At 70.4% G+C, this 12,342-nt stretch carries 12 protein-coding genes; 10 read left to right on the plus strand and 2 right to left on the minus strand.

Translation table 11 applies throughout. From position 1 onward, the window contains the following. Positions 1-21: 21 nt before the first annotated feature. Together L0965_RS14785 and L0965_RS14790 are read left to right on the plus strand one after the other, a co-directional pair. The gene (locus L0965_RS14785; RefSeq protein WP_101306598.1) at positions 22-1,050 is read left to right on the plus strand and encodes a 6-phosphofructokinase; all 1,029 of its coding nucleotides are present in this window, start codon (positions 22-24) and stop codon (positions 1,048-1,050) included. A 525-nt stretch (positions 1,051-1,575) separates the two neighbouring features. Continuing rightward, positions 1,576-2,250 carry a hypothetical protein gene (locus L0965_RS14790; protein WP_157831624.1) on the plus strand — a complete coding sequence of 225 codons (675 nt, stop codon included), beginning with the start codon at positions 1,576-1,578 and terminating at the stop codon, positions 2,248-2,250. 152 nt (positions 2,251-2,402) lie between these two features. Here the strand turns inward: L0965_RS14790 and L0965_RS14795 are convergent, their stop codons facing one another. Continuing rightward, the gene (locus L0965_RS14795; protein ID WP_101306596.1) at positions 2,403-4,532 is read right to left on the minus strand and encodes a S9 family peptidase; all 2,130 of its coding nucleotides are present in this window, start codon (positions 4,530-4,532) and stop codon (positions 2,403-2,405) included. A gap of 176 nt (positions 4,533-4,708) precedes the next feature. Here L0965_RS14795 and L0965_RS14800 point away from each other — a divergent pair, with 176 nt between their 5' ends. From L0965_RS14800 to L0965_RS14830, 7 genes are all read left to right on the plus strand, one after another. Next, positions 4,709-5,983, plus strand: a complete 1,275-nt coding sequence (locus L0965_RS14800) for an inorganic phosphate transporter (protein WP_060959443.1) — start codon at positions 4,709-4,711, stop codon at positions 5,981-5,983. Beyond that, positions 5,983-6,315: a peptidase gene (locus tag L0965_RS14805; protein WP_101306595.1), complete on the plus strand. Its 333-nt coding sequence runs from the start codon at positions 5,983-5,985 to the stop codon at positions 6,313-6,315. The genes L0965_RS14800 and L0965_RS14805 overlap by 1 nt, the downstream gene beginning before the upstream one ends. Positions 6,316-6,360: 45 nt before the next feature. Continuing rightward, positions 6,361-7,266: a phosphodiesterase gene (locus tag L0965_RS14810; RefSeq protein ID WP_101306594.1), complete on the plus strand. Its 906-nt coding sequence runs from the start codon at positions 6,361-6,363 to the stop codon at positions 7,264-7,266. A 57-nt stretch (positions 7,267-7,323) separates the two neighbouring features. Then, entirely contained in the window at positions 7,324-7,707 is a 384-nt protein-coding gene (locus L0965_RS14815; protein WP_060959446.1) for a MerR family transcriptional regulator, read from the plus strand. Further along, positions 7,704-8,690: an aldo/keto reductase gene (locus tag L0965_RS14820; RefSeq protein WP_101306593.1), complete on the plus strand. Its 987-nt coding sequence runs from the start codon at positions 7,704-7,706 to the stop codon at positions 8,688-8,690. The genes L0965_RS14815 and L0965_RS14820 overlap by 4 nt, the downstream gene beginning before the upstream one ends. A 147-nt stretch (positions 8,691-8,837) precedes the next feature. Further along, on the plus strand, positions 8,838-10,295 hold the full coding sequence (locus L0965_RS14825) for an aspartate ammonia-lyase (RefSeq protein WP_101306592.1): 1,458 nt from the start codon (positions 8,838-8,840) through the stop codon (positions 10,293-10,295). A gap of 83 nt (positions 10,296-10,378) precedes the next feature. Beyond that, complete coding sequence (locus L0965_RS14830) at positions 10,379-10,795, plus strand: hypothetical protein (protein WP_060959449.1); 417 nt, start codon at positions 10,379-10,381, stop codon at positions 10,793-10,795. 74 nt (positions 10,796-10,869) lie between these two features. Here L0965_RS14830 and L0965_RS14835 read toward each other — a convergent pair whose 3' ends face one another. After that, on the minus strand, positions 10,870-11,736 hold the full coding sequence (locus tag L0965_RS14835; RefSeq protein ID WP_101306591.1) for a fumarylacetoacetate hydrolase family protein: 867 nt from the start codon (positions 11,734-11,736) through the stop codon (positions 10,870-10,872). A gap of 219 nt (positions 11,737-11,955) precedes the next feature. On the opposite strand from L0965_RS14835, the gene L0965_RS14840 reads away from it, so the two are divergent. After that, entirely contained in the window at positions 11,956-12,324 is a 369-nt protein-coding gene (locus tag L0965_RS14840) for an FKBP-type peptidyl-prolyl cis-trans isomerase (RefSeq protein WP_060959451.1), read from the plus strand. The last annotated feature ends 18 nt before the right edge of the window (positions 12,325-12,342 follow it).

Genomic DNA, 12,342 nt, shown 5'->3' on the forward strand with positions numbered 1-12,342 from the left:
GAACCATCGAAGGATCTCCACATGAAGATCGGCATCCTCACCAGCGGCGGAGACTGCCCCGGACTCAACGCGGTCATCCGCGGCGTCGTGCTCAAGGGCACCACGAACTACAACATCGAGTTCGTCGGCATCCGTGACGGATGGCGCGGCGTCGTCGACGGCGACTTCTTCCCGCTCACGCGCCACGAGGTGAAGGGGCTGTCCAAGGTCGGCGGCACGATCCTCGGCACGAGCCGCACCAACCCCTACGAGGGTCCGCGCGGCGGCGCCGAGAACATCGCGAAGACGATGTACGGCCACCACATCGACGGCATCATCGCCATCGGCGGCGAGGGCACCCTGGCGGCCGCGAACCGGCTCTGGAACGACGGCATCAACGTGATGGGCGTTCCGAAGACGATCGACAACGACCTGCGCGCCACCGACTACTCCTTCGGCTTCGACACCGCGGTCAACATCGCCACCGACGCGATGGATCGCCTGCGCACCACCGGCGACTCCCACCAGCGCTGCATGGTGGCCGAGGTCATGGGCCGCCACGTCGGCTGGATCGCCCTGCACTCCGGCATCGCCGCGGGCGCCCACGTCATCTGCATCCCGGAGGTGCCGATGTCGATCGACGAGATCGCGGCCCAGGTGCAGAAGGCGCACGACCGCGGACGCGCCCCCCTCGTCGTCGTGTCGGAGGGCTTCACCCTCAAGGGCATGGACGAGGCGTTCAGCGACAAGGGCCTCGACGCCTTCAACCGCCCGCGTCTCGGCGGCATCAGCGAGGTGCTCGCGCCCGAGATCGAGCGCCTGACGGGTATCGAGACCCGCGCCACCGTGCTCGGCCACATCCAGCGCGGCGGCTCGCCGTCGAGCTTCGACCGGGTGCTCGCGACGCGCCTGGGGCTGCACGCGGCCGACTCGGTCTACGAGCAGGCCTGGGGCCAGATGGTGTCGCTGAAGGGCACCGACATCGTGCGCGTGCCGTTCGCAGAGGCGCTCGGCGAGCTGAACACGGTCCCGATCTACCGCTACGAAGAGGCCGCGGCGCTCTTCGGCTGACCCCCGGCCCGCCGGCCCCCGGCCCACCCGCCCACAGGGACGCCGGGACGCCGCGGATGCCGTGTCCCACTTCTCGCCGGCGTTGTCCCACTTCCGTCGTGGCATGTCCCACTCCCTGCTCTGCGGGGCACCCCTGCACAGCAGGAAGTGGGACACGTCGTGTGAGCGTCACTCTCACTGCCCACGCCCGACGGAGGTTCCTCCCCGGCCGCGTCGGGCGTCGAAGTTTCCACCGTCGGGCGCTCAGCCGCCGGAGCGTCGCCGCGGATGCGTGACGCTTGCGCGATGACGACCTCGAGCGACCTGCCGCGGAGTCTGCCGGAGGCGTTCACCGTCGCGCAGGCGCGAGATGCCGGCGTGAGTCCCGGGCGGCTGCGGGGACGCGATCTCTCGCGTCCCTTCCACGGCGTCCGCGCGCGGGCGGAGCCTACTCCCGGTTCGCTGGAGGCGTCCTGTCGGGCGCTGCTGCCGCGGTTGCGGAACGGGCAGTTCTTCAGCCACGAGACGGCCCTGAGTCTTCTCGGGGTGCCCCTGCCGGAGTGGCCCTATGCCCCGAGCATCCACGTTTCCACCCACCGTCCCGCGCGCGAACCCCGCACTCACGCCGTGGTCGGCCATCGCCTGCAGCTGCGGGAGTCGGCGCACACGACGGTGCGCGGGATGCCGGTCGAGCACCCGGCGCGTGCCTCGCGTCAAACGGGCACGCTCTGGCGGCTCGATGACCTCGTTGCGGCCGCAGATCACCTCATCTCGGGCCGGAGCCCGCTGACGGATGCGGCCGAGCTTCGGCGTGAGATCGAGGTGATGGGCGACGTGCGCGGCGGAATCCTCCGCAGGGCACTGGCACTCGCTCGCGGTGGCGTGCGCTCTCCTCGCGAAACGCGGTTGCGGCTGCTGCTGAGCCGTGCGGGACTGCCGGACGCCGAGGTGGCCTGGAATCTGTTCGACGATCGGGGGACGTTCGTCGCCGAACTCGATCTGGCCTTTCCTCGCTATCGTCTCGCCGTCGAGTACGACGGGCGCGTCCACGCTTACGATGCGCGTCAGTTCGCGCGCGACGCCGATCGGTGGGCGGCCATTCGCGGCCTGGGGTGGCAGCACGAGCGCGTGCTGGCGCATCACCTCGTCGGCGATGGCCGGCTCGCGGTGTCGATGGTACGAGACGCCCTGCAGCGCGCCGGGTGGACCCCCGGGCGCTGACGCCGGTCACTGCTGCCGGTCGCCGTGCGCTGTGTCCCACTTCCTGCTGCCGGGGAGCGGTGCCAAGCGCAGAATGTGGGACACACCTCGGCATAAGTGGGACATGCCGAGGCATCGGTGGGGCGCGGGGCGCGGTGCGTGGGAGCGCGGAATCAGTCGGCGGCGAGTCCGAGCACGTCCAGCAGCCAGGCGAGCTCGAACGACCGCTGGTGCCACGAGTTGTAGCGTCCGGAGACTCCGCCGTGGCCGGCGACCATCTCGCACTTGAGCAGCGCGTCCGCGCCCACCTCGCGCAGACGCGCGACCCACTTCGCGGGCTCGACGTAGTACACGCGGGTGTCGTTGAGCGAGGTGGTCGCCAGGATGCGGGGGTACGTGACGCCCGCGCGGACGTTCTCGTACGGCGTGTACGACTTCATGTACGCGTACACCTCGGCGTCGTGCAGCGGGTCGCCCCACTCGTCCCACTCGATGACGGTCAGCGGCAGCGACGGGTCGAGGATCGTGGTCAGCGCGTCGACGAACGGCACGTCGGCGAGGATGCCGGCGAACAGCTCGGGGGCGAGGTTCGCGACGGCGCCCATCAGCAGCCCGCCGGCCGATCCGCCCTCGGCGACGAGCCGGTCGGGGCTCGTGACGCCGGTGTCGACGAGGTGCCGGGCGACGTCGACGAAGTCCGTGAACGTGTTGCGCTTGTGCTGCAGCTTGCCGTCCTCGTACCACTGGCGGCCGAGCTCGCCGCCCCCGCGCACGTGCGCCACCGCGAACACGACGCCGCGGTCGAGCATCGACAGGCGCGCGACGGAGAAGCCCGGCTCGATCGAGTGCTCGTACGAGCCGTAGCCGTACAGATGCACGGGTCGCGGCCCGTCGCCGGGGTCGCCGAACGAGCGCTTCCAGACGAGCGAGACGGGTACCCGGGTGCCGTCGGATGCCGTGACCCACTCCCGCCGCTGTGCGTACTCCTGCGGCTCGTACCCGCCGAGCACCGGCTGTCGCTTGCGCAGCAGCAGCTCGCCGGAGGCCACCACGTAGTCGTAGACGGTCCCGGGGGTCACGAACGAGCCGAACCCGAGCCGCACCATCGGGGGAGCCCACTCCGGGTTGCCCGCGGCGCCGGCCGTGTACAGCTCCTCCGGGAAGTCGAGCTCGTCCACGGCGCCGGTGCGGTAGTCGAGGATCCCCATGCGCGACAGGCCGTCGCGGCGGTACGACACCACCGCCCAGTCCCGGAACGCCGAGACGTCCAGCAGACGGCGTCCCGGCGTGTGGGGGAGCACGACCTCCCGCGCGCCGAGAGGGTCGGATGCCGCGACCCGCACGAGCTCGAAGTCGAGTGCATCCTCGTTGTGCACGATGTAGAGCACGTCCTCGCCGTCGACGACGGCGTGGGTGCTCGAGTACTCGACGCCCTCGCGGCGCGGCCAGATCGAGCGCGGCTCGGCCCCGGCGCCGAGCTCGGCGGCCTCCAGGAGGTACTCCTCCGTCGTGATGGACGATCCCACCTCGATCACGAGGTACTTCTCGCTGCGGGTGAATCCCGCCCCCACCCAGTAGCGCTCGTCCGGCTCGTGGAACAGGCGGACGTCGGCGGCCGCGTCGGTGCCGACCTCGTGCAGCCAGACGGTGTCGGGGCGCCAGGCGTCGTCGACCGTCGTGTACACCACGTACCGGCCGTCGGGGGAGAAGGAGGCGCCCGCGGACGTGTTCTCGACGACGTCGCCGAGCGTCTCGCCGGTGGCGAGGTCGCGGATGCGCAGCGTGTACCGCTCATCGCCGGCGACATCCACGCCGTACAGCAGACGCGTGCCGTCGGTGCTCACGTCGAAGCTGCCGAGGGAGAAGAACTCGTGGCCGTCGGCTTCGACGTTGCCGTCCAGGAGCACCGTCTCGCCGGGGACGTCGACGCCGGGGGTGAGCACCGGCGGCGTCCAGTCGTCGGGACCGGACAGCGGCGCGCGGCAGTGGATGCCGTACTGCTTGCCCTCGACGGTGCGTCCGTAGTACCACCACGCGCCCTGACGGGTCGGCACGGAGAGGTCGGTCTCGAGCGTCCGGGCCTTGATCTCGTCGAAGATCCGCTGGCGCAGTCCCGCGAGGTGCGCGGTGCGCGCCTCGGTGTAGGCGTTCTCGGCCTCGAGGTGCGCGATGACCTCGGCGTCCTCCTTGGCGCGCAGCCATTCGAAGTCGTCGCGGACCTCGTCGCCGTGATGCCGGCGGATCGTGGGGCGTGCCGGGGCGATCGGGGCGGACGGCGGCGTGGAGGCGAGGTCTCGGGTCACCGCTCCACGCTAATCGACGACCGGCGTGTCGGGGGCGAAGCGGCGTTCGGCGCCGGCCCGCGGATGTGGGAGTATTTCTGTGGTCCGGTTGCCGGAGTATGAACCCACGGTGAACTCTTCGTTCGCACCGCCGATCCCATCGGCTCCCTTCCCACGAATCCCGACGAAAGCGAACTGTGGAAACCGCTGCACTCATCGTCGTGCTGGTGATCGCGCTGGCGCTGTTCTTCGACTTCACGAACGGCTTCCACGACACCGCGAACGCGATGGCCACCCCGATCGCGACCGGAGCGCTCAAGCCCAAGGTCGCCGTCCTCCTCGCCGCGAGCCTGAACCTCGTCGGTGCCTTCCTGTCCACGGAGGTCTCCAAGACGATCTCCCACGGGATCATCCGCGAGGACCAGATCGAGCCGCTGGCCTTCCTGCCGATCATCTTCGCCGGCCTCATCGGCGCCATCACCTGGAACATGCTCACGTGGCTGCTCGGGCTGCCCTCCAGCTCCTCGCACGCGCTGTTCGGCGGCCTCATCGGCGCGACCCTGGTCGGCGCGAGCGTCGCGGCCATCGACTTCGGCATGGTTCTGAGCAAGGTCGTGCTGCCGGCGCTGATCGCGCCGTTCACGGCGGGTGTGATCGCGTTCCTCGTCACGCGCCTCGCCTACGCGGTGACCCGGCGCTACGACAACAAGCCCGACGGACGCGACGGCTTCCGCTGGGGGCAGATCTTCACCTCGTCGCTCGTCGCCCTGGCGCACGGCACGAACGACGCCCAGAAGACGATGGGCGTCATCACCCTGGCGCTGATCATGGCGGGCTGGCAGAACTCCGCCCACGCCGATCCGCAGCTGTGGGTCATCCTCGCCTGTGCGTTCACGATCGCGCTCGGCACCTACATGGGCGGCTGGCGCATCATCCGCACCCTCGGCAAGGGCCTCACCGACGTCAAGCCCGCGCAGGGCTTCTCCGCCGAGACCTCCACGGCGGCGACGATCCTGGCCTCCAGCGCGCTCGGCTTCGCCCTGTCCACGACGCAGGTGGCGTCGGGATCGGTCATCGGCTCGGGGCTCGGCCGCCGCGGCTCCACGGTCCGCTGGCGCACCGTGGGCCGCATCGCCGTCGGCTGGGTGCTCACCCTGCCGGCCTCCGCCGCGGTGGGCGCCCTGGCCGCGCTGCTGGTGGTGTGGTTCGGGAACGTGGGCATCTTCATCGACGCCGTGATCGCGGTCGCGATCATCGTCGGCCTCTTCCTGCGCTCCCGCCGCAACCAGGTGGACTCCTCGAACGCCATGAGCGAGGTCGCCGACTCCGGCCTGGCCGTCAAGGTCAAGCGCAACCCGCCGCCCACCCGCCGCCAGCGCGCGATCCTGCGCGAAGAGCGTGCACGCGAGAAGGCGCAGCGGGCGAAGGACAAGGCCGACCGCGCGCACCGTCAGGGGAAGGACCCGCGCTGATGGGCATCACGATCGACTGGTTCGCCTTCGTCCAGGTCTTCGCCGCGGCGCTCGCCGGTGCGCTGCTCGTGGTCGGCTTCTACGCAGTCGGCCTGCGGCTGCTCGTGCGCGGCGGCCGCGCACCCGTCGTGGCGCCGGCGGAGTTCACGGACGCCATCACCGTCATCAGTGAGAAGGAGGCCAAGCGGGCCGCGAAGGCCGCCGCGAAGGCCGCGAAGAAGAGTCCCCTCACCGACGGGCAGAAGCGTGTGGCCCTCGTCGGCGCCTACCTGTGCTTCGCGCTGTGCGGCGTCGCCGTGCTCGCGGGCCTCGCACTGATCGTGGTGCGCTGAGCGGGCACCCGACGCGGCGTCGCGACCCCCGCCTAGGCTGAGGGCATGGCCACAGAGTCGATCCGCTTCGGCATCCATCCGCCCGCACGGCGCGTGATCGTGCACCTGAGCGACACGCATCTGCTGGCGGCAAACCGGCCGCTGGGCGGGCGCTACGACACGGCGGCGAACCTCACCGCCTCGCTGGCGGCGGTGGAGCGCACCGGCGTGCGACCCGACGCGATCGTCTTCACGGGCGATCTGACCGACCTCGGTGAGCCGGAGGCTTACGCGGCGCTTCGTGCCGCCGTCGAGCCCGTCGCCGCACGCCTGGGCGCGCCGATCGTGTGGGTCGCGGGAAACCACGACGAGCGCCCCGCGCTGCGGGCGGGGCTGCTCGACGGGACCGCGTCGGTCGAGCCGATCACCGGCGTGTGGGATCTGGGCGGGCTGCGGCTGATCGCCCTCGACTCGTCGGTGCCGGGCTGGCACCACGGCGATCTGGATGCCGCGCAGCTCGACTGGCTCCGCGGCATCCTCGCCGAGCCGGCACCGCTCGGAACGATCCTGGCGCTGCACCACCCGCCGCTTCCGAGTCACATCCCCTTCTTCGACATCCTCGAGCTGCGGCACCAGCACGAGCTCGCCGCCGTGCTCGCCGGCAGCGACGTGCGGGCGATCCTCGCCGGGCACCTCCACTACGCGACGTCCGGGACGTTCGCGGGCATCCCGGTGAGCGTCGCGTCGGCGACCTGCTACACGATGAACCTCCAGCGCCCGCCGCAGGAGGTCAACGGCATGGACGGCGGTCAGTCCTTCCATCTCGTCCACGTCTACGACGACACGATCACCCATGCGGTGGTGCCCGTGGGGGAGGGCGAGACGGCCGAGGTCTTCACACCGGAGTGGACGCGACGCATGGCGGCGCTGAGCGCCGAGGAGCGCCTGGAGGCGTTCTCACGCAAACGCTGATCGCGTCGTCGCCGACCCGCTTGACTGAGAGTGCACTCTAAGTTCTAGCGTGGGGGCATGACCCTCCTTCACGACGGCGTCTCGATCGCCACGGTCGCCGAGGCGACCGGTGTGTCCGCCCACACCTTGCGCTACTACGAGCGCGAGGGACTGATGCTGGCGCCGATCGACCGCGCCTCGTCGTCGCACCGGCGCTACACGGAGGCCGACATCGCGTGGGTGCGTTTCCTCACGCGACTGCGCATGACCGGAATGCCCATCGCCGGCATCCGGCGGTACACCGAGCTCGTGCGCGTGGGGGAGTCGACGGTGCCGCAGCGGCGCGAGCTCCTCGTCGAGCACCGCGAACGCGTCCGCGCACAGCTGGAGGAGATCACCGCCAGCCTGCGCGCCATCGACCACAAGATCGACATCTACGACAAGGAGATCGCACACTCATGAAGACCACCACTCTGGGAGCCTCGACCCCGATCCAGGTCAGCCGCATCGGCCTCGGCCTGATGGGGATCAGCGCCTTCTACACGGGAGCCGGTCAGGACGACGTCGACGGCGCGCGCACGATCCTCGGCGCCCTGGACCGCGGCGTCACCTTCCTCGACACGGCCGAGATGTACGGCCCCTACACGAACGAGGAGCTGCTCGGGCGCACGCTGGCCGAGGCCGGTCGCCGCGACGAGGCCGTCATCGCCACCAAGTTCGGCACCATCCGCCACACCGCCGGCGACGAGCGGGGACTCGACGGCACGCCCGAGAACATCCGGCTGTCCGTCGAGGGCTCCCTGCGCCGCCTGCGCACCGACCGGATCGACATCTACTACCAGCACCGGATGGATCCCTCGACGCCCATCGAGGACACCGTCGGCGCGCTCGCGGAGCTCGTCGCCGAGGGGAAGATCCGCGGCTACGGCCTGTCGGAGGCCTCCGTCGCGACGATCCGCCGGGCGCACGCCGTGCACCCGGTGACCGCCGTGCAGACCGAGTACTCGCTGTGGACGCGCGACCCCGAGGGCGAGCTGCTGCCCGCGCTGCGGGAGCTCGGAATCGGGTTCGTGCCGTACTCCCCGCTGGGCCGCGGCTTCCTGACCGGGACCATCCGGTCGCTGGACGTGCTCGACGACGACGATTTCCGCAAGAGCAATCCGCGCTTCGCCGACGGGGCCCTGGAGGCCAACCTCGCCATCGTCGAGGTCGTGGAGGGCGTCGCACGCGACGCCGGGGCCACGCCGGCGCAGGTGGCACTGGCCTGGCTGCTGGCCCAGGGCGAGCACATCGCTCCGATCCCGGGTACGCGCAAGCTGACGCGGGTCGAGGAGAACATCGGCGCGGCCGAGCTGTCGCTCTCGGCGGCGCAGCTCGCGGCGCTGGACACGGTGGCCGCCCCGGTGGGCGAGCGCTACGCGGACATGTCCACGGTCAACCGCTGATCGGACGGCGCCCTCCGCACCGGTCGATGACCGTGGCGGAGGGCGCCGGCGTTTCCGGTGTACGTCGTGTACACCGGAAACGCCGCGTGGCCGCGGGTAGGCTCGACCACGACCACCCGAGGCGACGACCCAAAAGGACCTGCACTCATGGCACTGGACGCAACGACGCGCACCGAGACCGACTCCCTGGGATCGATGGAGATCCCCGCGGATGCCTACTGGGGCATCCACACCGCCCGCGCTCTGGAGAACTTCCCCATCTCCATGCGCCCCATCTCCGTCTACAAGGACCTCGTCACCGCCCTCGCGATGGTCAAGCAGGCCTCCGCCCGCGCGAACCTGGAGATCGGCGTGCTGGATGCCGAGCGGGCCGACCTCATCGACCGCGCGTCCCAGCGGGTCATCGACGGCGAGTTCCACGACCAGTTCGTCGTGGGCGTCGTCCAGGGCGGCGCCGGCACCTCCACCAACATGAACGCGAACGAGGTCATCACCAACATCGCGCTGGAGCTGGCCGGACGCCCGAAGGGCGACTACGCGTTCCTCTCGCCGATCGATCACACGAACCGCTCGCAGTCGACCAACGACGTGTACCCGACGGCCGTCAAGGTGGGCCTCAGCCTCGACCTCAAGACGCTGCTGGAGGAGCTCGACCTCCTGCGCCGCTCGTTCCTGGCGAAGGCCGTGGAGTTCCACGACATCCTGAAGATCGGTCGTACGCAGTTGCAGGACGCCGTCCCGATGACGCTCGGGCAGGAGTTCCACGGGTTCGCGACGACCCTCGGCTACGACCATCAGCGCCTCACCGAGAACGCCTATCTCCTGTTCGAGATCAACATGGGCGCCACCGCCATCGGCACGGGCATCACGACGCATCCCGACTATGCGCCGGCGGTGCTGCGCCACCTGCGGGAGATCACCGGCCTCGACCTCGCGACCGCCGACGACCTCGTCGAGGCGACGAGCGACACCGGCTCGTTCATGTCCTTCTCCTCCACGCTCAAGCGCAACGCCATCAAGCTGTCGAAGATCGCCAACGACCTGCGGCTGCTCTCCAGCGGTCCTCAAGCGGGTCTCGGAGAGATCAACCTGCCCGCGCGTCAGGCGGGCTCCAGCATCATGCCCGGCAAGGTCAACCCCGTCATCCCGGAGGTCGTCAACCAGGTCGCGTTCTCGGTGGCGGGCGCCGATCTCACCGTGACGATGGCGGTGGAGGGCGGCCAGCTCCAGCTGAACGCGTTCGAGCCGATCATCGCGCACTCGATCTTCCAGTCGATCACCTGGATGCGCCGGGCCATGCGCAGCTTCCGGATCAACTGCGTCGACGGCATCACCGCGAACCGCGAGCGCCTCGGCGCCATGGTCGGCTCCTCGGTCGGCGTCGTGACGGCCCTCACGCCGTTCATCGGCTATGCCGCCTCGGCGGCCCTCGCCAAGACGGCGCTGCTCACGCACCGCAACGTCGGCGACCTCGTCGTCGAAGCCGGTCTCATGAGCCGCGACGACGTCGACAAGCAGCTGTCGCCCGCGCGGCTGTCGGGGTTGGAGGCGATCACCCAGGCGATCCCGATCGTCCAGCCGGCGGAGAACCTCGTCGAGAGCTGAGCGCAACCCTTTGCGGGCGGCCGTCAACGCCCGATAGCGTACGTCTCAATCCGGCACCCTGTACCGAATCACCGAGGAGAGACATGACCGACCCCACTCAGCCCCCCGTCAACCCGCCGACGCCCCCGTCGGCGCCGCCCGTCGCACCGCCCGCCTACCAGGCGGCTCCCGCGTACGCCGGACCGCCCGCCCCTGGGGCGCCGGTCCCCGGCCGCACCCTCGGCATCGTCGCGTTCGTGGTGGCGATCTTCTTCAACATCATCGGCCTCATCCTGGGCATCGTGGCTCTCGTGCAGAGCCGCAAGGCGGGGGTCAAGAACGGCTGGGCGGTCGCGGCGATCATCGTCGGTGCCGTGCTGGCCGTGGTCGGCGTCATCGTCGGCATCATCCTCGTGGCCGTGTTCGCCAACGCGGCGGGCGATCTCATCCAGTTCTGCGCCAACAACCCCAGCGGGGTGTACGAGGTGAACGGGCAGACCGTCACCTGCAACGGCGGCTGATCCCGCGAACGTGCGACGGCCCGCTCCTGCGCTTCGGCGCGGGGCGGGCCGTTCGGCGTCGAGCGGTCGCGGCCTCAGTCCAGGATGCGGCAGTGTGTCGTGAGCTCGCCGATCCCGTCGATGCCGACGGTCACGGTGGAGCGGTCGCGGAGGAAGATCTGCGGGTCGCGCGAGTAGCCCGCACCGCCGGGGCTCCCCGTGGAGATGAGGGTTCCCGGCAGCAGCGTCGCCGACTGGGAGAGGTGCGCGATCAGCGTGGCGACCGAGCGGATCATCTGCCCCGTCGAGGCGTCCTGCACCGTCTGGCCGTCGACGACGGCCCAGATGTGCAGATCCTGCGGGTCGGGGATCTCATCGGCCGTGACGACGAACGGGCCGTTGGGGGTGAACCCGTCGAACGACTTGCACCGCGACCACTGCGCCTCGGAGAACTGGATGTCGCGCGCCGTGATGTCGTTGACGACGGTGTATCCCCACACGTGATCGAGCGCGTCCTCCGCCGGGACGTCCTTCGCGGGCGCGCCGATCACGACACCGAGCTCCGACTCGTAGTCGACCGACTCGCTGAGCGTGCGCGGCCAGCTCGTCGTGCCCTCGTTGCCGGCCAGGGAATTCGGCCACAGCGTGAACACGGTCGGTGCGGTGTCGGCCTTCAGGCCGAGCTCGCTGGAGTGCGCCGCGTAGTTGAGGCCGACCGCGAGGACGATGGGCGGCGCGGCGACGGCCGGCCCGAACATGAGCCCCGCGAGGGGGATGCCCTCGGCATCCTCGGCCGCCTCCCGCACCCGTGCGAGCAGGTCGTCGCCGCCCTCGATGAGGGATTGCAGCGTGCGCGGCGCGCCCGCGAACAGGGCGCCCACCGGGGCGACACGTCCGGGGGCGACGACGGCGACCAGCTGCGGATCGTCCGTCTCGGGCAGCACGACGTGGGCGAAACGCATCCCTCCAGGGTAGTGGGGACGGCGCGACGGCGCAGGTTTCGGTGATTACGGTCGCTACGCGGGTCTCCGCAGGTTGCAGTGGGAAAGACTCAGCGCCCGGTGCCGCGGCGATGCCTGCGTGTCTCCCGGGCGCTGAGTTGGCCTGCAGTCATTGTCCGTCGGTGCTCTCGGGGGTGTCAAGAGGGTGCCCGCGGCATCCGCGCATGCTTGGATGGAGGCATGACCGAAGAGCGCACCAAGCCCGAGTTCGACGCCCCGACGGGGCCTGCTCCCGCGGACCTCGTCATCCGCGACCTCATCGTCGGTGACGGCGACGAGGCGAAGCCCGGCGACAACGTCACCGTCCACTACGCCGGCGTCGAGTACGAGTCCGGTGAGGAGTTCGACTCCTCCTGGGGCCGCGGCGAGTCGATCCAGTTCCCGCTGCGTGGCCTGATCCAGGGGTGGCAGGACGGCATCCCGGGCATGAAGGTGGGCGGTCGCCGCGAGCTCGTGATCCCCCCGCACCTGGCGTACGGACCGGCCGGTGGCCACTTCCTGGGCGGCAAGACACTCATCTTCATCATCGACCTGCTGAAGGTCGGCTGACCACTGGACGTTCCTCGG

The sequence above is a fragment of the Microbacterium sp. NFH-22A-Y genome (assembly GCF_021401375.1).
In the GTDB taxonomy this organism is placed as follows: Bacteria; Actinomycetota; Actinomycetes; order Actinomycetales; family Microbacteriaceae; genus Microbacterium; species Microbacterium hominis.

Coding starts and splice junctions, on each gene's coding strand:
- L0965_RS14785 (WP_101306598.1), top strand. CDS start 22: ATGAAGATCGGCATCCTCACCAGCGGCGGAGACTGCCCCGGACTCAAC.
- L0965_RS14805 (WP_101306595.1), top strand. CDS start 5,983: ATGGGCATCACGATCGACTGGTTCGCCTTCGTCCAGGTCTTCGCCGCG.
- L0965_RS14810 (WP_101306594.1), top strand. CDS start 6,361: ATGGCCACAGAGTCGATCCGCTTCGGCATCCATCCGCCCGCACGGCGC.
- L0965_RS14815 (WP_060959446.1), top strand. CDS start 7,324: ATGACCCTCCTTCACGACGGCGTCTCGATCGCCACGGTCGCCGAGGCG.
- L0965_RS14820 (WP_101306593.1), top strand. CDS start 7,704: ATGAAGACCACCACTCTGGGAGCCTCGACCCCGATCCAGGTCAGCCGC.
- L0965_RS14825 (WP_101306592.1), top strand. CDS start 8,838: ATGGCACTGGACGCAACGACGCGCACCGAGACCGACTCCCTGGGATCG.
- L0965_RS14830 (WP_060959449.1), top strand. CDS start 10,379: ATGACCGACCCCACTCAGCCCCCCGTCAACCCGCCGACGCCCCCGTCG.
- L0965_RS14835 (WP_101306591.1), bottom strand. CDS start 11,736: ATGCGTTTCGCCCACGTCGTGCTGCCCGAGACGGACGATCCGCAGCTG.
- L0965_RS14840 (WP_060959451.1), top strand. CDS start 11,956: ATGACCGAAGAGCGCACCAAGCCCGAGTTCGACGCCCCGACGGGGCCT.